Source organism: Nostoc sp. 'Peltigera membranacea cyanobiont' 213 (genome assembly GCF_002245975.1).
In the GTDB taxonomy this organism is placed as follows: domain Bacteria; phylum Cyanobacteriota; class Cyanobacteriia; order Cyanobacteriales; family Nostocaceae; genus Nostoc.
Genome location: NZ_NOLI01000138.1, coordinates 1 through 20,534, shown reverse-complemented (window position 1 = coordinate 20,534; position 20,534 = coordinate 1). Strand labels below are relative to the sequence as shown.

15 protein-coding genes are annotated in these 20,534 nt (G+C 40.9%); 11 read left to right on the top strand and 4 right to left on the bottom strand.

Going from position 1 to position 20,534, the window contains the following annotated elements; genetic code table 11:
* The first annotated feature begins 21 nt into the window (after positions 1-21).
* Positions 22-1,206, top strand: coding sequence for a GNAT family N-acetyltransferase (locus CDG77_RS27320; RefSeq protein ID WP_094332421.1), 1,185 nt, complete (start codon positions 22-24; stop codon positions 1,204-1,206).
* Positions 1,207-1,453: 247 nt separating this feature from the next.
* On the opposite strand, the gene CDG77_RS27315 is transcribed toward CDG77_RS27320, so the two are convergent.
* On the bottom strand, positions 1,454-7,114 hold the full coding sequence (locus CDG77_RS27315; protein ID WP_094332420.1) for a PAS domain S-box protein: 5,661 nt from the start codon (positions 7,112-7,114) through the stop codon (positions 1,454-1,456).
* Between the two features lie 812 nt (positions 7,115-7,926).
* On the opposite strand from CDG77_RS27315, the gene CDG77_RS27310 reads away from it, so the two are divergent.
* Entirely contained in the window at positions 7,927-8,469 is a 543-nt protein-coding gene (locus CDG77_RS27310; protein ID WP_094332419.1) for an Hsp20/alpha crystallin family protein, read from the top strand.
* Between the two features lie 303 nt (positions 8,470-8,772).
* Here the strand turns inward: CDG77_RS27310 and CDG77_RS27305 are convergent, their stop codons facing one another.
* Complete coding sequence (locus tag CDG77_RS27305) at positions 8,773-9,129, bottom strand: Rieske (2Fe-2S) protein (RefSeq protein ID WP_094332423.1); 357 nt, start codon at positions 9,127-9,129, stop codon at positions 8,773-8,775.
* A 276-nt stretch (positions 9,130-9,405) separates the two neighbouring features.
* On the opposite strand from CDG77_RS27305, the gene CDG77_RS27300 reads away from it, so the two are divergent.
* The 6 genes from CDG77_RS27300 to CDG77_RS27275 all read left to right on the top strand — a co-directional run bounded on the left by CDG77_RS27300 (position 9,406) and on the right by CDG77_RS27275 (position 15,987).
* A complete protein-coding gene (locus tag CDG77_RS27300) occupies positions 9,406-11,259 on the top strand; it encodes a vWA domain-containing protein (protein WP_094332418.1) in 1,854 nt (617 codons plus the stop codon).
* A gap of 757 nt (positions 11,260-12,016) precedes the next feature.
* A complete protein-coding gene (locus CDG77_RS27295) occupies positions 12,017-13,096 on the top strand; it encodes a M4 family metallopeptidase (protein WP_094332417.1) in 1,080 nt (359 codons plus the stop codon).
* Between the two features lie 198 nt (positions 13,097-13,294).
* Positions 13,295-13,594 carry a protealysin inhibitor emfourin gene (locus CDG77_RS27290; protein WP_094332416.1) on the top strand — a complete coding sequence of 100 codons (300 nt, stop codon included), beginning with the start codon at positions 13,295-13,297 and terminating at the stop codon, positions 13,592-13,594.
* Positions 13,595-13,731: 137 nt separating this feature from the next.
* On the top strand, positions 13,732-14,547 hold the full coding sequence (locus tag CDG77_RS27285; protein WP_094332415.1) for an alpha/beta fold hydrolase: 816 nt from the start codon (positions 13,732-13,734) through the stop codon (positions 14,545-14,547).
* Between the two features lie 61 nt (positions 14,548-14,608).
* Positions 14,609-15,526: a DUF4437 domain-containing protein gene (locus CDG77_RS27280; RefSeq protein WP_094332414.1), complete on the top strand. Its 918-nt coding sequence runs from the start codon at positions 14,609-14,611 to the stop codon at positions 15,524-15,526.
* Positions 15,526-15,987 (top strand): antibiotic biosynthesis monooxygenase family protein, encoded by a 462-nt coding sequence (locus CDG77_RS27275; RefSeq protein WP_143857099.1) that lies wholly within the window; start codon positions 15,526-15,528, stop codon positions 15,985-15,987. The genes CDG77_RS27280 and CDG77_RS27275 overlap by 1 nt, the downstream gene beginning before the upstream one ends.
* 24 nt (positions 15,988-16,011) lie before the next feature.
* Here CDG77_RS27275 and CDG77_RS27270 read toward each other — a convergent pair whose 3' ends face one another.
* Positions 16,012-17,481, bottom strand: a complete 1,470-nt coding sequence (locus CDG77_RS27270) for an amidohydrolase family protein (RefSeq protein ID WP_094332413.1) — start codon at positions 17,479-17,481, stop codon at positions 16,012-16,014.
* A 116-nt stretch (positions 17,482-17,597) separates the two neighbouring features.
* Here CDG77_RS27270 and CDG77_RS27265 point away from each other — a divergent pair, with 116 nt between their 5' ends.
* Both CDG77_RS27265 and CDG77_RS27260 read left to right on the top strand, forming a co-directional pair.
* On the top strand, positions 17,598-18,395 hold the full coding sequence (locus CDG77_RS27265; RefSeq protein WP_094332412.1) for an aspartyl/asparaginyl beta-hydroxylase domain-containing protein: 798 nt from the start codon (positions 17,598-17,600) through the stop codon (positions 18,393-18,395).
* A 2-nt stretch (positions 18,396-18,397) separates the two neighbouring features.
* Positions 18,398-19,405: a zinc-binding dehydrogenase gene (locus CDG77_RS27260; protein WP_094332411.1), complete on the top strand. Its 1,008-nt coding sequence runs from the start codon at positions 18,398-18,400 to the stop codon at positions 19,403-19,405.
* Here the strand turns inward: CDG77_RS27260 and CDG77_RS27255 are convergent.
* A complete protein-coding gene (locus CDG77_RS27255; RefSeq protein ID WP_094332410.1) occupies positions 19,402-19,854 on the bottom strand; it encodes a RidA family protein in 453 nt (150 codons plus the stop codon). The two genes, CDG77_RS27260 and CDG77_RS27255, sit on opposite strands and share 4 nt — an antisense overlap.
* Positions 19,855-20,032: 178 nt before the next feature.
* On the opposite strand from CDG77_RS27255, the gene CDG77_RS27250 reads away from it, so the two are divergent.
* The gene (locus tag CDG77_RS27250) at positions 20,033-20,431 is read left to right on the top strand and encodes a nuclear transport factor 2 family protein (RefSeq protein WP_094332409.1); all 399 of its coding nucleotides are present in this window, start codon (positions 20,033-20,035) and stop codon (positions 20,429-20,431) included.
* Positions 20,432-20,534: the final 103 nt, after the last annotated feature.

Genomic DNA, 20,534 nt, shown 5'->3' with positions numbered 1-20,534 from the left:
CCCCAATCCCCAGTCCCCCTAATAGTGGAACAACTTAAGCCTCGCTATTCTGTCGTTTGGACGAACAAAATTGCTGAAGTACCCCAAAATGCCTGGAATGCTTTGGCAATGCCACTCAAAACGCCATTTTTAGAATGGGAGTGGCTAAACAATATCGAAACCTCTCAGAGTGCTACGGCTAAAACTGGTTGGTTGCCAAATCACTTGACATTGTGGCGTGATAGAACACTGATTGCGGCTGCGCCACTTTATCTAAAAGGACATAGTTCTGGTGAATTTGTTTTTGACCACCAATGGGCAGAATTAGCCGATCGCATTGGAGTTCAATATTACCCAAAATTGCTGGGAATGACACCATTTACCCCGGCTGAAGGTTATCGATTTTTAATTGCCCCAGGAGAAGATGAGGATGAGATCGTAGCGATAATGGTGCATGAAATTGACACTTTTTGCTCTAAAAATCGGATTTCTGGGTGTCATTTTCTCTACGTCGATCCTCAATGGCGGCCGATGCTGGAACGGCATGGCTTTACAACTTGGCTGCACCACAGTTACGTTTGGGAAAATGCTGGGTTTAAAACTTTTGATGACTACTTGAAAGTTTTCAACGCCAATCAGCGCCGTAATATCAAGCGGGAACGCAAAGCTGTGGAGAAAGCAGGTTTACGATTGCAAGCGCTGACTGGTGATGAAATTCCTTACTCTTTATTTCCTTCGATGTACCAGTTTTATGCTGACACCTGTGATAAGTTTGGCTGGTGGGGTAGCAAGTATCTCACACAGCGATTTTTTGAGCAGCTACACAATGATTATCGCCATCGAGTCTTGTTTGTCGCTGCATATAGCGAGGAAGATAACTCTCATCCTCTAGGAATGTCCTTTTGTTTGTTTAAAGGTGACAAACTCTATGGACGCTATTGGGGGAGTTTCCAAGAGATAGATTGTTTACATTTTGATGCTTGCTATTATGCGCCCATTGAGTGGGCGATCGCTAACAATATCCAAAGTTTTGATCCTGGTGCGGGTGGCCGCCACAAAAAACGGCGCGGTTTCCCCGCTATGCCCAATCACAGTTTGCACCGCTTTTACAACAATCGTCTAGGACAAATTATCCGTCCCTATATTAAGGAAGTGAATCAACTCGAACAGCAGGAAATTGAGGCGATTAATGCAGAGTTGCCATTTAGTGATAAAAATCTTTCTTGAAAAGGGGTATTTTGACTTCATTTCCCCCCCCTTTTTAACCCGCATTTATCACAAGCTTGAGGGGCAGAGGAGAAAGAACTTGTACAAGAACTCTCCCCTGCTCCCCTGCACAAGCTAAGGCTTTGAGAGATATGGTGAGAAATCCAGGTTTAAGGCTGTAGGGGGGATCTAAAAGTACCGAAAGTCCCAGTAAAAAACTTTTCAAACAACCTTTAAACCGTATTGCTTCAGCAATCTCCAATTCTGATTAATTGGATAATAATCCGGCAATACTAGTCAATTCCATAATTTTCTCAAATTGAAATTCATGAGCTAAATTATTGATAAAATTTTGCAGTGCCACATTTTCTGAAGGGATTTGCTCAATCAACTCTAAAATTAAGTCATCGCTACATTGGGCTGCGGCAGTATACAACTGGTTCACCCATTCAGGGGACATTTCAGACAACATAGGCACTAAATCTGCAAGATTTAAGATTGATTCTGTTAGTCGTTGTTTTGAGTTTCTTATCTGATATTTATCTTCTTGATAAATATATTCAACTCCTAAATATTCGCTCAACTTTTCTAATAATTGTTCCTCGCGGAAAGGCTTGTTAATATAATCATCACAACCTGCTTTAATCATTGCCTCTCGCTGCTCCTCAAAGGCATTAGCCGTTAAGGCAATAATAATAGTCTGACAATTTGGAATTGAGGTTTCAACTCTCGCTTTAATAATTTGTGTGGCTTCGTAGCCGTCCATAATCGGCATCCGCATATCCATTAAAATCAGCTGTGGTTGCCATTCCTGCCAAAGTGCGATCGCTTCGGTCCCATTTGCCGCTTCCTGGACTACAAAGCCGATAGATGTCAGAATTTTCACTAGCACTAAACGGCTGTCTATGGAGTCATCAACCACCAAAATGCGGTATTCCTTTTGAGCAGGCGCTAAACTCAGAACTTGTCGTCTAATGTGCTCGATCTGGATTTCGCTGGCTGCGGCTAGACTAATTTGAATATCAAAAGCAAATTTACTTCCCTCGCCAATAATGCTGGTGACGCTAATATCTCCCCCCATTAGTTGCACGTATTTGCGGCTAATTGCTAAACCTAATCCTGTTCCCTGTTGCGATTTCCTGCCAGTTTCAGTTTGCCCAAAAGCTTCAAACAACAAGTCGATTTCTTGTGGGGCAATACCGCAGGCGGTGTCTATAACCTCGAAGATTAGGGATTGGGCACAAGAGGCAGAGGGGAAGGGAGCAGGGAGCAAGGGGGATAATGAAGAATTACCTCTTTCCTCTTTTCTCTCGCCTCTCTGCTCCTCTGCTCCCCTACTCCCTACCCCCACCCGTAATATTACTCTGCCTGTATCGGTAAACTTGATTGCATTTCCCAAGAGGTTAAGCAAGACTTGACGCAGTTTGCTTTCGTCAACTTGGATATACTGAGGAAGGTGAGATGTATATTCAAATACTAGTTCTAATCCTTTGGAGGTGGCGCGGAAGCGTAACATCTCTTCGAGGTTTTCTAAGAGGCGAATTAAGTCAAAGCTGTTGAGGTTTAATGTTATTCTGCCGGCTTCAATTTTAGACATTTCCAGAATGTCGTTGATTAAGTTGAGGAGATGTTCGCCAGCCCGATTGATGATTGCTAGATTTTGCTGATGTTCAGCAGATAAAGCCCGATCGTGGCTCATGACTTGGGTAAAACCAAGGATGGCGTTGAGTGGGGTACGTAGTTCGTGGCTCATGTTGGCAAGGAATTCGCTTTTGGCGCGGTTGGCAGCATCAGCAGCGATCGCACCTTCTTGCAATGCTTGTGACTGCCTTTGAGTTTGGGCCAGCAATTGTGCTTGTTGGAGAGCAACACCCAACTGATTGCCAATTTGAACTACAATGTTGATTTCTCCTGGTTTCCATTGCCGGGGAGCAGAATTTTGATAACTCGCTAGTAATCCCCAAAGCTGAGTACCATATAAGATTGGGACAATAATGTAGGCTTTTGCTTGAAAGCGTTCTAAAAGGCTGATGTAACAAGGATGAAACTCAGCGTTGTAAATGTCTGGGACACTGCGGAAACTTGCACCTTGGCTTGCTTGCAGATAAGGATCTTCCAGATTGTTATCCACGCTATCCAAGATTTTTGCTAGGCAACGATCGTTTTGTAAGACACCTTCTGTGAGGTTAGGGTCATTGTTGTGTTCTTCTATCAAAGAAATCCAACCATTACCCACAGACTCGGAGACAAATTCGCCATTCCATTGGGGATTGAAACGATAGACAACCACCCGATCGCAATTAAGTACTTGCCGTAGTTCTTGGGTTGTAGCCGCAAATATAGTCTCTAAATCCAGTGTTTGGCGCATCCTTTGAATAACTTGGGCGATCGCTCTTTCCCGTTCTGCACTCTCACGCAGGGCTTCTTCTGCCAATTTTCTCTCGGTAATATCTGTAATCGTACCGATGTAGCCTTTGATTTCTCCATCATCTCGAAATTCTGGCAAAGCCTGACAAATTGCCCAGATGACTGTATTATCATTACGCAAAAAGCGATGTTCGTACTTATACGTGGTTTTAGCAGTTCTTGCTTGATTCCATATCAAGAATAGCTGGTCGCGATCGTCTGGATGTACGGCTTTTGTCCAACCTTTTCCCAGAGACTCTTCTATACTGCATCCAGTAATCTCACTCCAGCGTTGATTAAAATATAAGACATTGCAATCTGCATCAGTATGAAATATACAAACTGGTGAAGCTTCTGCTAAAAGTTTATATTGCTGCCTACCTGACTGCAAAGCTAATTCCGCCAGTTTAGCATCGTTGATGTCTGCCCAATAACCAACACATTCTATAGGTTTACCAGCTTCATCGCGGATTAACCTCATCTTTTCGTAAAACCAGTGATAAGTTCCGTCAGCATGTAACCATCGGTATTCATAAGAACTATACTCCTGCTCAACCAACTGAGAAAATTTTTCTGAGATCAGTTCAACATCTTCTGGATGGACGTGATGGAGCCAGAAACTGGGATTTTCCAGAAATTCCTGCGCTTCATACCCCACCATTGCCTTAACGTTCTTACTAATAAAAGTAGTGTTAAACTTGCCTGATGTTTTTTTGCTGCTATAAATCACCACAGGGCTAGAAGTGAGTAGATATTGTAGGCGTTCGTTGGCTAAACGCAGTTCTTGTTCGACCTGTTTGCGATAGCTAATTTCTACTAAAACTGTGCCCACACCAGAAGGGCGATCGTCTTCACCAGGAATCGGAAAATAAGAAGCTAAGAAGTGGCGGATAATATCTGGTTGTTTAATTGATGCGGCGCTTAATTCTTGATTGAGAATGGGTTGACCAGTTAACAGAACTTGTTGATAAATTGGTTCCACCAAGGGGGCGATATGGGGGAAGACTTCATGGATGGTTTTGCCAATATGATCTTGCTGGGATAGTCCATTAATTTCTGCCAGGGGTTGGTTGATTTGCACAAACCGCAGCTGGTTATCTACAATATTCATGCCGACAGGAGCGCTGCTAAAAAAGGCATTGAGGCGGGCTTGTCTGAGTGCTAGTTCTTGTTCTAGGGTTTTGCGCTCAATCAACCCACCTAACTGAGCAGCAACGGCATTGACTAGCAAAAGCAAACGTCTATCTACCAATACTGAACTACGTTTAAAAAACACTAAAACAGCTAATACTTGCTTTCCAGACAATATGGGAACACCAAAACCAGCTTTCAATCCTACCTTGGCTGCTTGTTGCGATCGCAAAAAAATTGGCTTTGTAACTTGGGAAACATCTTCTATCCATTCTGGCTGCCGATTTTGCCAAATTCTTCCTGGTAGTCCCACTCCTAGAGGAAATTTCACAGTTTGGCTTTGGCGGCAAAATTCTTCTAAACTGCTTTCCTCACCGTACCAGCCAAGACTATGTTCTAAAGTACCATTTTCATTAGGTATCCATGCTTCCCCAAAATCCCAGCCAATAGTGTGACAAATTAAGCGCAAGACCAGTGCTAAAGCGCTATTGACATCACTGACACGAGTGATGGCTTGGGTTGTCAACAGTAGCAATCGGCTTTCATTTTCTGCCTGCTTGCGTTCAGTTATATCTTTTGCCGTGCCCAGTATGTAACATTGCCGATCAATCTCGATCATTTCCGCACTCAACAAGGTTGTCCTGATTTCTCCTGAACAAGTGCAGACATCAACTTCATAGTTACGGATCGCTTTGGTTTTTTGCAGCATCTGAGCGAGGAAATTATATTCTTCTGGATTCGCCCAAATATTCAATTCTCCATCAGTGCGATCGATAACCTGAGAGCGAGAATAACCAAAAAACCGACAAAAGCTGTCGTTAACTTCAACATAGCGTTTGTTGGGAATAGTAATTAAGGCAATTGGATCGGGGGATGACCGAAAAGCTGATGCTAACTTTTCTTCAGAAGCTCGTCGCGCTGCTTCTGCACGTTGACGTTCTATTGCTTCCAATACCAGAGATGCTAAATTGCCCAAAGAACGAGCGAAATTTTGGTCTTCCAGCGTCCAATGATGAGCAACTCCCACCGCCTCCATAGATAAAACTCCTACGGTTTTACCCTCTAGGCGAATAGGTGTATCGAGTACGGAGGTAACGTTTAATCTTGAGTAACAGGCAAAAAATTCTCTAGTTCTGGGATCGTTATAGATATCATCTGTGGCGATTGGTTGATCTTGTTGCAAAGCCGCAAAATAAGCTGGGTAGTCGGCTGCTGATAAGAAAAATCCTTCACTATGTTGATTGCAACTGCCCTCAAATAAGTCAAAACACTGGATTTTCGTGCCTGTTTCGTCATATAACCAGACACTGGCTCGTTCCATTCCAATATTTTTGACGGCTGTTTCTGTAATTTTACTTAAAGCTGCTTTCAAGTCTCCCTGATAAAGCGTCTGATTTTGTGCCAGTTGGGTTAGCACTAGGTTATGATTGCGGAGCTTAATCGCGCTTTCTTGGAGTAATTTTTCTACACCTCGGCGCTGAGTAATATTACTAGCAGTGCCTGTCATGCCTATGACTAAACCATTTTCATTGCGTAATGCGATCGCATTAAACATTAAATAAAGCAAACTACCATCTTTAGCTACACAGGTAGTTTCATACTGAAAGAGCGACTTTCCATGTAAAACATGCTCAAAGGCTACTTTATCTTTAGCAACTTGTTTCGGTGAGATAAAATCAGTCCAGGGCCGCCCAATCATTTCCTGGGGTTCGTAGCCATAAATCTGCTTAACTGCTGGGTTAACAAAGGTAATTAGTCCATCAATATCCACCGACCAGATCATATCCTGGGATGTCTCCACTAGGTGACGATACTGATTTTCACTCTTCTTCAGGGCGGCTTCGACTAAAACGTGTTCGCTTTGGTAAACTTCCTTACAAAAGGCTTTCCCTAGGTTAACGGGAATTTTTTTGAAAATTTCTTCTATTTGTTTATTGCGAATATTTAACTCGACAGCAATCCGTTGACGTTCTTGAATCTCCTGTTGCAGTCTGACGTTTTGTTCTTTTAACTGTTTTTTCAGCCTTTTGAGAGTCAATTGATTTTGAATACGTAATAAAACTTCTTGAGTTTTGAATGGTTGAGTAATATAGTCAACATCGCATAAATCAAAAAGTTTAAGTTCTTCAGATAATTCATTTAGAACACCGAAAATAATTATCGGAATATCCTGGCTTTTCAAGTATCGACAAATTTCATAACCATCCATCTCTGACATGGAAACGTTTAGCAAAAACAAATCGGGTGAGGAAGTAAGCGCTATATTGATTGCCAATTGTCCAGAGATGGCACTTTGCACCTCATAATCTTGACCTTGAAGGATGTCTGATAAAAAATGTAAATTCTCTAAGTTATCATCAACTAATAAAATTTTTATTTTTTGAGCATCCATATCGTGAATAAATTGTTGAATAAAACAGAATATTAAATCAAAAAATCAAACTATTTTACAAGATTGTAAAGAAAATCATCATCCCTTACCACATACTTCAGCGGGGGGTAAAAGAAGATTGGGGACAAGAAGGAAACGGAACAAGGAGACTAATCTCATAATATTGGGTGTATTTAAAGCAGTTTTCATTTAATTGAACCACATCTGTTGTGGGAACACAGTAATGCTCATTAAGTGTCAATTTCAGCCAAAACCCTTTCTAAGCCTTGTTAAGAGCCTCTGGCTGGAAATGCTGTGAGCAAAAAACTCTTAACAAGGTAATGTCTCAAAACATTCCTGCCTACTTACTAGATTATACTGTTGGGATGAGCAATGATGTGACATTTAGCACGGACAGAGCAAGGTCTAGGCTTATTGAAAACCTAGTATGGATGCAAATGGGAGTGGGAATCTCTTGAACAAGAGGCAAGAGAGCAGGAGAATGTTGGAGATTCAGACTCCACTTGAATATCTCCCTATTTGTTCATTGACACTACTGCCTTTTTACTTCGTCGAACTCAAGTTGACCAAGCTTGGACGCAATACCCCCACATTTTTATACGGTAAATCCAACTTATCCCTGTACGGTTTACCCAACTTTTTTTAGATTTTGATTTTATTAAACTACTTAGTAGAGAGGAGAAACAAAGCAAATTAAGCTTCTCTCAAAAAAAAAGAGGTTCGATAATTATTTCATCTGAAACCTCTAAATACCTCTAAAACTTTGTTTGATTACTCACAAGTGAATTAAAAAGTTAAGGAGAGATTAGATTATGGCACTCATTCGTTGGGAACCATTCCGTGAAATGGAGATTCTGCGTCGTCAAATGGATCAACTTTTCTCCGATATGACAGTAGCCGAGCAGAGCAATTCTGATGTTTCTCCGCCATCAAGAACAGCATGGGTTCCTGCTGTTGAATTATATGAAAATGGTTCCGAGTTGCGATTAAGAGTTGAAATTCCAGGCATTGAGGGTAAAGACCTGGATGTTCAAGTTACTCAAGATGCAGTTTCCATTACTGGTGAACATCGTTACGAAAAACATTCCCAATCTAACGCCAGAGTTCATTCGGAATTCCGGTATGGCAAGTTTAATAGAGTAGTTCCTCTGCCAACCAAAGTTCAGAATCACCAAGTTAAAGCAGACCTGAAAGATGGGATTTTAATTTTGACTTTACCCAAACTGGAGCAAGAGCAGAGTAAGGTATTCAAGGTGAATTTAGGCCAATCTCAAAGTGCTACAGCTTCTATAGAAGCTGGGAATGGTAATGGACAACCCAACATTACATCACAGCAAGGCGTTCAAACTGCTTGAGAAAATTTTCTCTTCTCTGATGCAATAGTTATATATTAGGTGAATTGTGAAAAAACCCCAGCTAAACTCATTAGCTGGGGTTTTATATTGCTTAACTATTAAAAGGCTGATTATAGCCTAATTGAGATGCTCTTATCCTGGGCTATATTGATAAAATAAGGATTAGAGCAAGCTACGAAAGCGGAGGTTAGTTTTTTGTTAAGCCTCCGTTATTGCATACAAGCGATCGCACGCTATAGGCAAAATGTTGGCAAAAGTGTAACTTTAGATATTTGCCCAATAGCAGTAAATTCAAAGAGGGTGCTATTCCTCTTGGACATCAACCCAGATACTGCCTTCTTCCACACGAAGAGGAAACACTGGTAGCGCCTTTGGTTGTGAAACCAACGAGAGTACTTTCCCTACACCAGGTGGCCAAGAACACCAGTCTTGTACTTCACCAGTCCGCAGGTCAAAAGCGCTGTGATGGAAGGAACAAACAATTGCCCCATCTTTGATTTTGCCACTTTTGAGCGGTAATTTTAAGTGAGGACAGGTATTATCTACAGCATAAAGCTGATTTTCGTGATTCAAAAGCAGAATTTTCCGGTTGCCAACTTTCACTACTTCTCGCGCACCAGGGGAAAGTGCTTCAACTGCAAGAACTTTAGTCCAACTCATTAGGTTCTCCTTTCCTAATTGATCTGCTTTTAGTTTCCCGCAATTGTGACCAGTGCGATCGCCTTTCAGTAGTTGGGAAAAGTTAGTAGATAGCAAACTTTTCTCGAAAAGACGGGCTTTGCCGATACTAATGAGATGCCAAAACTATAAAATCTTACATTAAATCACTTTTTTACACTGAATCAAATGATTTCTGGGTAAACTAAATAAAGTACTTGCTATCCCAGCATCATCGGGTTTGTAGCTCATAACAGACAATTTTAAGGGATATAAAAAATGATTAAGACAAGTTACGAATTTGACCAGTCTATTCTTCCCGCAGGATCTTCATTAAAGACTAATATTCTGCTACGTTTTCGTGCTGACATAGCTGAATCTCCCCGACGTAACCTTAACCTTTCTCTTGTAATTGACCGTTCCGGCTCTATGGCAGGCGCTCCCTTACATCATGCACTCAAAGCTGCCGAGTCTGTAGTAGATCGACTTGAGCCAGATGACATTCTCTCAGTAGTTGTTTATGACGATGAAATAGACAGTGTTGTGCCACCCCAAGCTGTGACTAACAAAGCCACACTGAAAAATTCTATCCGCAAAGTGAGAGCAGGCGGTATTACCAACTTATCGGGGGGATGGCTCAAAGGCTGCGAACACGTCAAAACGCGACTCGATCCGCAAAAAATAAATCGTGTTCTTCTGCTTACCGATGGTCACGCCAACATGGGCATTCAAGACCCCAAAGTACTAACGGCGACATCAGCACAAAAAGCTGAGGAAGGCATTACCACAACTACATTAGGTTTTGCTCAAGGTTTTAATGAAGATTTGCTAATTGGTATGGCAAGGGCAGCCACAGGCAACTTTTACTTTATTCAAAGCATTGATGAAGCAACTGAAGTTTTTAGTATTGAGCTAGACAGTCTGAGAGCAGTTGTGGGACAAAACCTCAAGGTGACACTTGAGTTGGCTGATGGTGTCAGCCTTTCTGATACCTTAAGTCTTGCTAAAGTTAGCCAGAATGATGCTGGTCAAGCTGTCATTACCTTGGGAGAGCTTTACGAGGGTGAAGATAAACTTCTCGGCTTAAGTTTGGCGATATCAAGCGCTCAAGTTGGTGAGTTACCTGTGATGAAACTGCATTACAGCGCCGATGTTGTCCAAAATGACCTCATTCAAAGCGTGTCAGGCACAGCAGATGTCATCGCCAAAGTTGGCACCGTTGAGGAAGCAGCTTTTGCCTCTACAAGCAATATCATTCTGGAACTAAGTCGCCTCACCATCGCTAAAGCTAAAGAGACTGCCCTCGATTTAGCTGAACATGGCAAACACCAACAAGCGGAAGAAATTCTCCGCACCGTCGTGAAAGATTTGCGGGATAAAGGGCTGAACGAGAATTTTGAAATTGCTGAAGAGATCGATCAGCTTGAGTATTTCGCAGGTCGAATCGCCCAAAAAGCTCTCGGTAATGCTGGACGTAAAGAACTGCGAGATCAGTCTTACCAGACGATGAACCGCAATCGCAACGACCTTGTGGGACGAGGTGTGACTGCTGGTGATGAAGTATACGCAATGCCTGTTGTCAATGAAGTTGGTTCAGGTGTTGAACTGCATTGCGTTCGTGAAGGGGGCAAACTACGGGTCAAAGTCATATCCGAGGGCTACGATTCAACCAAGAATGTCCAGTTTCCCCGGAGCATTCGGGCTGAGGGAGCAAGGTACGTTGTTGAAGAACTGGAACTCTCAAGCGAAGGCACTTTCTATCGTGTACGTGGCAATATTACTCGTTTTGCTCAACCCGGCGCAACAGATATCTTCACTGCTCCTAGACAATCAAATGTAGCGTACACAGGCAAAGCCTCTAAAGGCCCTGCTAGTGCCGCCGACCTTCCCACAACTGACACTGTAAATGATGCTATTCTTGTTCAGTGTGTCAAAGATGGTAGCAAATTACGCGCTAGGGTAGTTTCCGACGGATATGAACCAGATTGGAATATGCGTTTTCCGCGATCGGTTCGTGAAGAAGGAATGCTTTATGTCGTTGATGAAGTCAAAACAGCACCTGATGGAAAGTCTTATATTGCCTGTGGTGAAATTAAGCGATTTGTGCAACCCACTATTACTGTGTCGCCGTAAAAAAATCCGGTAGTGACTAACTACTAATACTACCTCGAAGGAAATTCTGAAAATATTTAGATGTCTGGATTGTAGACTGTGTTAGAACGGAGTTCGTAACGCACCATTATCGAGGGTTTGGTGTGCCAAGGCTATCGCTAACACACCTTACTGGTGCGGCAAAGCTAAAATTTAGCCTATAACTTTAGTTCTGGACGGTTTAGGTCTAGAACGAAATAACCCTATCTCTGCACCCCTGCGGTTTTAATAATAATTTTGGCGTTGCTGAATCATGGGATGATTTCGCTCAATCTAGAACGAATTTTCAATGGTTTCAACCAGAAAATCATCCCGTATTTATGCAATGCCATACTTTTGTAACCAGACACGATATTACCTGTCCACAATGGGTATTTATAGGATAAGCAGCGATTATGGTAACAAAACAGCAATAAATAACATTATTTCCCTTGATAAGAACTAATATATAAGCGCGTTAGGTTTGTGAAGGAGGTTTTGCTAACTCAACCAAGGATTTTCGCTGAAACTTGCGGTATCTAAGCTGTCCTTCTGTTGTTTAAAGCAATATTTCCACATCAAAAGTACTCCGTGAGGGTACTATCCATCCTTCACACACCTATCCGAAAATACAGAGGAGAAAATTTTCTTCAGAAAAGATAACAGAAACACGCGATTTAAATTCGTTTTTCTGCTTCTTTCTCCAGTGGAGTAAAAGCCACTGTAAGAATCACTTAGTTTCAAAAGGAGAATATTTTGGATGGCTCGAAATAAAAAGAAATCAGCCGGGTTCGAGTATGAGCATCCACTTGACTCTAGATGCCCGATTTGTTGTATTGTCCCGCCCCACATGCTTAAAAATGTCGTGCTGAATGGCAATCCCCAGCAACGTACTTGGGCTTTTCATACATTAAATATTTCGGCGCAATTTCTGGGACGGAGAAATGTCGTAGGTAATATCTCATTTGCACCTTCTCCGGGTGAAAAACGTCGCACCATTTACGATGCAAAATATGGACAGCAACTCCCTGGTACACTAGTGCGGGGTGAGGGAGATCCTCCAAGCAGTGATGCAGCAGTGAATGAAGCCTACGATGCTGCTGGTGCTACTTATGACTTGTTTCATGAAATATTCGATCGCAATTCCGTTGACGACAAAGGACTACGTTTAGATTCAACCGTGCATTATGGCGTTAAATATGACAATGCCTTTTGGAACGGCGACCAAATGGTTTATGGTGATGGCGATGGAGAACTGTTTCAACGCTTCACGACATCAATTGATGTGATTGGACATGAACTAACTCATGGTATAACCCAGTATGAAGCGGGTTTACAGTACTATGGCGAACCAGGGGCACTAAATGAATCGTTTTCTGATGTTTTCGGTTCCCTGGTGAAACAGAAGACCAAAAATCAGACCGCACAAGAGGCAGATTGGCTGATTGGGCAAGGTCTTTTGGTACCAACTGTCAAAGGTACTGCCCTCCGCTCTATGAAAGCACCAGGAACAGCTTATGACGATCCAGTATTGGGAAAAGATCCTCAACCAGCCCATGTGAAAGATCAATATACTGGTACTGATGATAACGGTGGGGTGCATATTAACTCAGGAATTCCTAACCATGCCTTTTATCTAGCGGCTGTTGAAATTGGTGGCTATGCCTGGGAAAAAACTGGTAAAATCTGGTATATTACATTGCGCGATCGCTTGAAAGCCAAAGCAGACTTTAAAAAAGCTGCTAGCGTCACCATTCAAGTAGCTGGCGAACTTTACGGTAATAACAGTGATGAGCAAAAAGCTGTGCAGAACGCTTGGCAAAAGGTAGGAGTTATTTAGAGAGATGCGATGAATCGCGTCTTTACTTTTTGTAGAGACGCGATTCATCGCGTCTACAGGAGTTATACCTGCCAACGCCTCACTCAACACTCAGGAATGATAAATGTGTTGTTTGTTGTTGCTAAACTGGGAACCAAGAAATACAATCTTGCTGTTTAACTATTTATCCCAACTAAATAACACAACGGAGAGCAAAAAATGCGGATATCCTTTGAACGCACAGGCGGTTTTGCTGGGATTACAAAGAAAACAACCGTTGATACAGACACTCTCCCGCCAGATGAAGCTGCCACACTTCCCCGACTGGTGGAGGTTGCAGATTTATTTAGGCTACCTGAACTAATTACCTCGCCAAATCCCCAGAGCGATCGCTTTCAGTATAAGTTAACAGTAGAAGATAACGGTAAGCAGCATACGGTAACTGTCAGTGAGTCAGCATTGCCAGGAACCTTAAGACCCCTGATTGAATGGTTGCAAAACATATCACAAAAGAGGTAAAAAATAATTATAAATTTTTGTTGCCGTAAATAAAAAACATCAAATACCAATATGCAGTAGAGGCATAACAATGTTGGGGCTTAATAAATAGTCTGTATTACAACCAATTAAAAACCACCAAATTTTATCAGCACGAGATGAATAAACTAATCAAGCGAGCATTTTTAGACACTGAAGATGGGCAAATTCTTTATCGTCTTGGTGGTGAGGGGAAACCTCTACTTTTACTTCATCAAAACTTCCGAAGTAGTGACGAGTTCCGCGAGTTGATACCAATTTTTGCTCAGAATAGACTAGTCATTGCTATGGACTTTTTGGGATTAGGGGATTCTGATAAACCGCCAAAAATGTATTCAATTGAAGATTATGCAAAAACTGTTATTTTACTGCTAGACGAATTAGGAATAAAAACCACAAGTATTCTTGGGAACCATACAGGTGCTTGTGTAGCAGCAGAAGTTGCAGCAGCTTATTCTGAGAGAGTCGAAAAAATTATATTATGCAACATAGATAATTTTAGCGAAGAGGGAAAAGCAGCGTTATCCAATAAATTTGAAAATCTCAAGATACAAGCAGATGGTTCCCATCTTATGCAAAGATGGTCAGCCAGAGCAAGCTATATAGGTTCTGCTGAGTTAAATCATCGTTGGGTTTTGGACGATTTAAAAGGTTTTGGCTATCCTTGGTATGCACCTTTGGCTGTTATGGACTATTGCCAAAGAATGGAAGCAAGATTTAGTTTAATTAAGTCTCCGACTCTAATATTGTCTGGTACAGAGGACGTAAAACAATTAGAAAAGCTAGGTTTTGCTAACGCAGACAACAGAGAGTTTATTTTAACCGCAATTCCTCATGCAAAGATGATTGATATTGAAGGCGGAACAATATGTATGATGAACCAGATACCTGAAAAAATATCAAAGGTAGCAATTGAATTTTTACAGGAAAACTAAGTGGGTGCAATATAGTATTTACTAGTTAAGAAAAAGCATATTAACAGGAGAATTTAGAATCGTGGGTGAAGAGAATAGAAATGTTAATTTCTCAGCAGAAGACCAAACTGATGATTTTTTAGGTGTAGCGTCTGTAAAAGAAGATTGGGGTGGAGATGGTAGAGGACGCTTGAATCTATCGGGAAGGCACACGGCAATATCCAAAGAGTATGTGCCTCGCCAGTATCAATTTTTTGATACAAATGCTGTGCCAGAAGAACAAGGATGGCGCATTAGTGGAATGCCAGACGAAGTAGCAGCAGGAAGACGAAGATTGCTAACTTGGGATGACCCTGGCGCATCTACTTCCAGAGTAATACTACCGCCCGGATTTGAAGCGCCATCTGGTATATTTACAGCTGATTTAGAAATTTTTATTCTTGCTGGTGAAATTCAAATTGATGGATGGCGATTAGATAAACATTCTTACTCGTTTATTCCCGCAGGGGTCAGACTAGAATCTTGGAAAGTCTTAGGTGAAGAGGAAGTAGAAATCCTTTGGATGGAAAACGGGCCGGTTCCGCTAAAATACCAATATGCAGAAAGAAGTCATCCAGATGCGAGAATAAGTGAATTTATACCTGTATTGGATTGCAAATTATTACCCTGGGGTAAGACAGAGACAGTTCAATTTGAAGTAGCAAAAAAGAAGTTTTTAAGAAAACATAATAACGGGGGTGGAACATGGCTACTTACCATATTGCCACATTATGACGGTCACTATCCAATAATTCAATCATATAATGAAGAGGCTTATGCTCTAGCTGGCTATTGTGATATAGGAAATTATCGATTTGCAAAAGATCATTTAGGCTATTGTCCCACCCACAACACTACCCTTAGACACACAACAGATGATGGATATTTATCTTTTGTCAGAGTTGATAGAGATGTATCCCAAGCTGGAACAGTCATATCATATATACCTGGAAATACCTAATGATTAGACTAAGTAAGTTTTTTGGTAATCTTTGTGGATTGACGATTTCAATTTTGATTTTACCACTTGCTGTTTTTTCAGATGTTGAAACCTTTGCAGTTTTAGCGCAAACCATACCAAATAATCCTGCTAGTACCCAATCGAAGAAAGTAGTTGCACGCATTTGGCATGGTACAAAGCTGACATCAAAATCAGATGAATATTATAGTTATTTGGTAGAAGCTGGAATTAAAAAGCTCGAGTCAATTTCTGGTAATTTGGGAATGCAAGTACTTCGCCGCATTAATGATAATAATACGGAATTTACTGTTATCTCTTATTGGGAATCACGGGATGCAATTCGCAAGTTTGCTGGTAACGACATTGAAAAAGTTAGACCTCTTCCTAGAGATAACGAATATCTCATAAAACCAGAAATTCAAGTTAAACACTTTGATGTCTTGCTGGACGATCGCAAATAGTTTTATATTTGTGCGGAGATTACTTTAACATCTTTTCAAATACTGCCCAATAGGAGAACCTAAAACTTGACCATTGTTATAAATCAAATTTCCGCGTAAAAAAGTACTCTTCACCCGCCCAGTTAACTCTACTCCTTCAAAAGGCGTATAACCTTGTTGTGACTCCGACTCAGCAGCACATACCACAAAGCTTTCATTGGGGTCTACCAGCACCAAATCAGCATCATAGCCAACAGCAATATCACCTTTTTCTAACAAACCAAAGCGCCGCGATGGGTTCCAAGATAGTAACTTAGCCATCTGGTTGTAAGACATCCCCCGCTTACTACCTTCACTAAATACACCAGAAAGTAAATATTCAGTACCACCAAAACCAGACTTTGCTAACCAAATATTATTCGGGTCTTTATTACTTCTTTTTTGTTCAGCAGAACAGCAAGCGTGGTCGCTAACTATCCAATCTACTTGATTGTTGAGTACTGCTTTCCATAAGTATTCCACATCAGCGCGGGGACGGATAGGAGGGTTGACTTTTGCCCAAATACCATTAGGAGTATCGACATCTAATAACAAATGTCCGACAGTAACTTCTCGCCGAAAGTTGATATGAGGAAAAGCAGTTTGCATAGTCAAAGCTGCTTCCATTGCTTTCCGCGAACTCAGGTGCAACAAATTGATATTTGCACAGTTAGTTTCATTTGCCAAATAAGAAGCAATGCAAATTGCTAAACCTTCAGAATGAGGTGGACGCGCTGCACTGTAAGCGTGTAATCCGCTCAGACTAGAATCATTTTCAACTATTTTGGTATAAGCGTTGAGAATTTCTGCAACTTCACAGTGCAAACTCAAGCTGATGCTATCTCGCGCTTCTGGATGTTTTTCCATCAAGCGAGTTAGACCACGCATAATAAATTCAAAATGGGCGAAGTCGTATCTTTCCTCTTTGTTAATCATCAAAAAGAGGTTTTGCTGGTCTGATAAACCATGCAACCCATAGCCGCCATAAAACATGAAGATTTTAAACGAAGATATACCGTATTCCTCAAACAATAAAGGTATTTCATCGATATGCTGGCTAGCTATAGGTGCGATGTGATAGCCGTAATCTACAAAAAAATTACCTGCGGATAACGCCAACACCTCTGGAAAAAAATCGCGGTATGAGCCGCCTTTGTTAAGATAATACTGCCCTGTACGGATGTAATTCAGGCTGGTAGTTACGCCTCCCATTGCGGCTGCTTTGGTTTCAGTCACAGCATCTTTGTCAAGGGGTTGATAGATACCGACGTGCATGTGGGCATCTACGACTCCAGGAAAGCCTAGCAGGTTTTTGCCATCAAATACCTGTTTGCCTGTGTCTGGGCTAATATTAGAAGCAATCTGAGCGAATTTTCCATCCTTAATGCCTAAATCAAGTAGTTCGATTACATCCTGATGGGGACGAACTACCCGCACATTTTTTATAATTTGATCTAATACGGGAGTTTCAGACACAGTAGACCTCACACTAAAATGAGTTTAGTCAGGAATTCAACATCGAATCGGGACGAAGACCAAATCTGATTATTATATAACGGTTTTTTATGAAATCATCTTCAGGAGAAAAGACAATGGAAACTTTTAATGAATATCATATAGACCCAACTAAATTTACTTTTCTAAAAACTTTTGCAGATAACTGGCAAGGGATTAGAGATGAGTATATACGCTTTATTAATAATGCATCTAATGAGGAGTTAAAAATTACTTACGATATTCTTGGGCCCAAAAGCCAAACAATTAAAACTAAGGGGAAATCAAAATACAGCGCTTTTGGTGTATTGTTTCAAGGTATGTTTATTGAAAAATATATTCAAGCATATCAAATACAATATCCTGATTATGGGTCAGATGAGGCATCAAAACACGCACTTGAATTAAGAGAGAAATATTTCCCGAATTTAGCTAATGTAATAAAAAATGTAAATTTGCTTGATGATGATATCATCAGAAATGTATATTATGGTACATTCCATCCAGGCTTGGATATCAAGCTGCATGTAAACTATAACCCTCACATGAATCGCGGCTATTTAGGATTAATAGTGCCAGAGGGGGATGTGGCTATGAAAATATGCCACGATCAACTTTATTGGCATGAAGGAAAATTCCTGGTTTTAGATCATACCTATCCCCATTGTCCACATAATTACACCAATTATGATAGAACTGTTTTAGTTGTAGACTTTTTTAAGCCGGATAAGCCTAGAGATGAAACAATCCGATTTGAAAAAGAGCAAGTCACCCAACGGATGCAAGATAATCCTTACAGCTTAGGTGTTTTTGGTAAAAGCGATAAAGCTAAAGAAGAAGATTTTATCAAGTATGGTTTAGCTCATCAATTAGAGTGGGATAAAGCTTTGATTTAGAAATGAACGCAACAACCTACAAAAAGTTAATAGCAAAGCAACTTAATCAAGATTTTAAATCTGCCATTGAAATTGTTGAGATTTCTATTTCCCAACCTGCTGCTAGCCAAGTTTTAATTCAAAACAAATTTGCTGGTGTTAACGGTGGATTTGATACCTTACTTTGCCGTGGTGATGTTCCTTATGTTAATTTAATTCCTCCTTTTGATTTAGGTGTCGAAGCTGTAGGGGAAGTTATCGCTATGGGTGAAAATGTCAAAGATTTTCAAATTGGTGATGCTGTCATAACTACGGCACGTGGTGGTGGTTATCGAGAATATCAGGTTATCGATGCAAACTTAGCGGTGAAAGTGCGTGAAGCTACACCAGAAGTTTTAACCTTGATTCCTACAGGTGTATCAGCCTTGGTTGCACTGGAACAAGCGGGGGAGATGAAAAGTAATGAAGTGGTTTTAGTGACAGCAGCGGCAGGGGGAACCGGTCATATTGCAGTGCAATTGGCAAAATTAGCCGGGAATCATGTCATTGGTACTTGCAGTTCTGAGGCGAAAGCAAAGTTATTGAGAAAATTAGGCTGCGATCGCATTATCAACTATCGCACAGAAAATCTCAATCAAATCCTCAAGCAAGAATACCCCAGTGGGATTAATTTAATTTTCGACTGTGTGGGTAAAGAAGTTTTTGATACCTGCGTTGAAAACTTGGCGGTGCGGGGACGCTTAGTAGTGGTTGGTTTTATCTCTGAATACGCAAAGAATGCAGAACAAATTACACAACCACGTCTTTATCACCAGCTATTTTGGAAAGCTGCTTCTGTGAGAGGCTTTCTCATGCCTCATTATAAGGAATATATGGCAGAGGCACGCGATCGCCTCTTAAACTTGTTCTACTCCAAGAAACTCAAAGTTGCCGTTGACCCAACTCAGTTTAACAGCATAGAATCTATTCCTGCTGCCGTTGAATATCTGCTTAGTGGTAAAAATTGCGGTAAAGTAGTTGCCAGGTTTTAGTTGTCAACAATTGCCGTACATTTAATCTCAACGATTAGTCCTGGGGTAGACAGTCCGACTACCCCCAGACCAGTCCAGGTAGGAAAGTTATTGCTGAAATAGCGGTCTTTTACCTGCATAAAAATTGGCAAAAATGGAATGATATCAGGTGATTGACCAGAAGCTATTACTTCTGTTTGAAGTTCACCTAATCCTGTTCCAGTCACATGGTATGTAATCATCTCAACTACATTATCAAATGTAGCTCCTCCTGCTTTTAACACCTGATTAACATTCTCAAAAGCCTGAACAAACTGGGCTTCTATTCCCTTAACAACTTGCAAATTCTCATCTCTGCCTACTTGTCCTGAAATATATAAGGTATTCCCAACTTTAATACCAGGACAATAATGAAACTTTTCAAAAAGAATTTCCATCCCTTTGGGAATAATCACTTCACGAGAGGACATTATGCATCTCCTTAGTTTGGCACTTAACCGACTTTCAACAACACAAATACTTTTACGATTAATTAAACTATGTATAATTTTTGCAAGATGAATTAGCAAAACTCACTAATCATAGTAATTTTACAATTTTAAAAGCAAAATTGTATAAAAGTTGGATATTAAATAAAAGGGAGCCATAATGACACAAAATTCAGAAAACACTTTAAAAGTTGCTCGACAGGCATTTGAGAATCTGACGCATGGTACGGCAACTGGAGAGTGGGAACCATTGTTAGATATGCTCACAGAAGACTTCACCCTTTGGTTTCCAATGGGTAAATTCCACGGCTTGAATGTCGGAAAAGAAAGAGCTAGAGAATTTTTCGAGTACGTTTTTGAATCCTTTACTCCTGGTTTGAACCTGACTGGTTTAGACCGTGTTACTAGTAATGAAACAACGGCTGTCTTTGAGTTTCGAGATGAGGGACTTCTGTTCGGACAGCTTTACAGAAATCGGGTAGCAGTATCTTTTGATGTACGTGGAGACAAAATTTGTGGCTATAGAGAATACTTTGGCAGTGATGGGAAATCTTATTAAATAATTTGCAATTACAAGTTATTAGAACTAGCCCTTTCAAGGTGTTGTGTAATGGACTAATTTGTAGTTTGGTTAAGAGAGGTGAAAATCTCAGGGTGGAGAA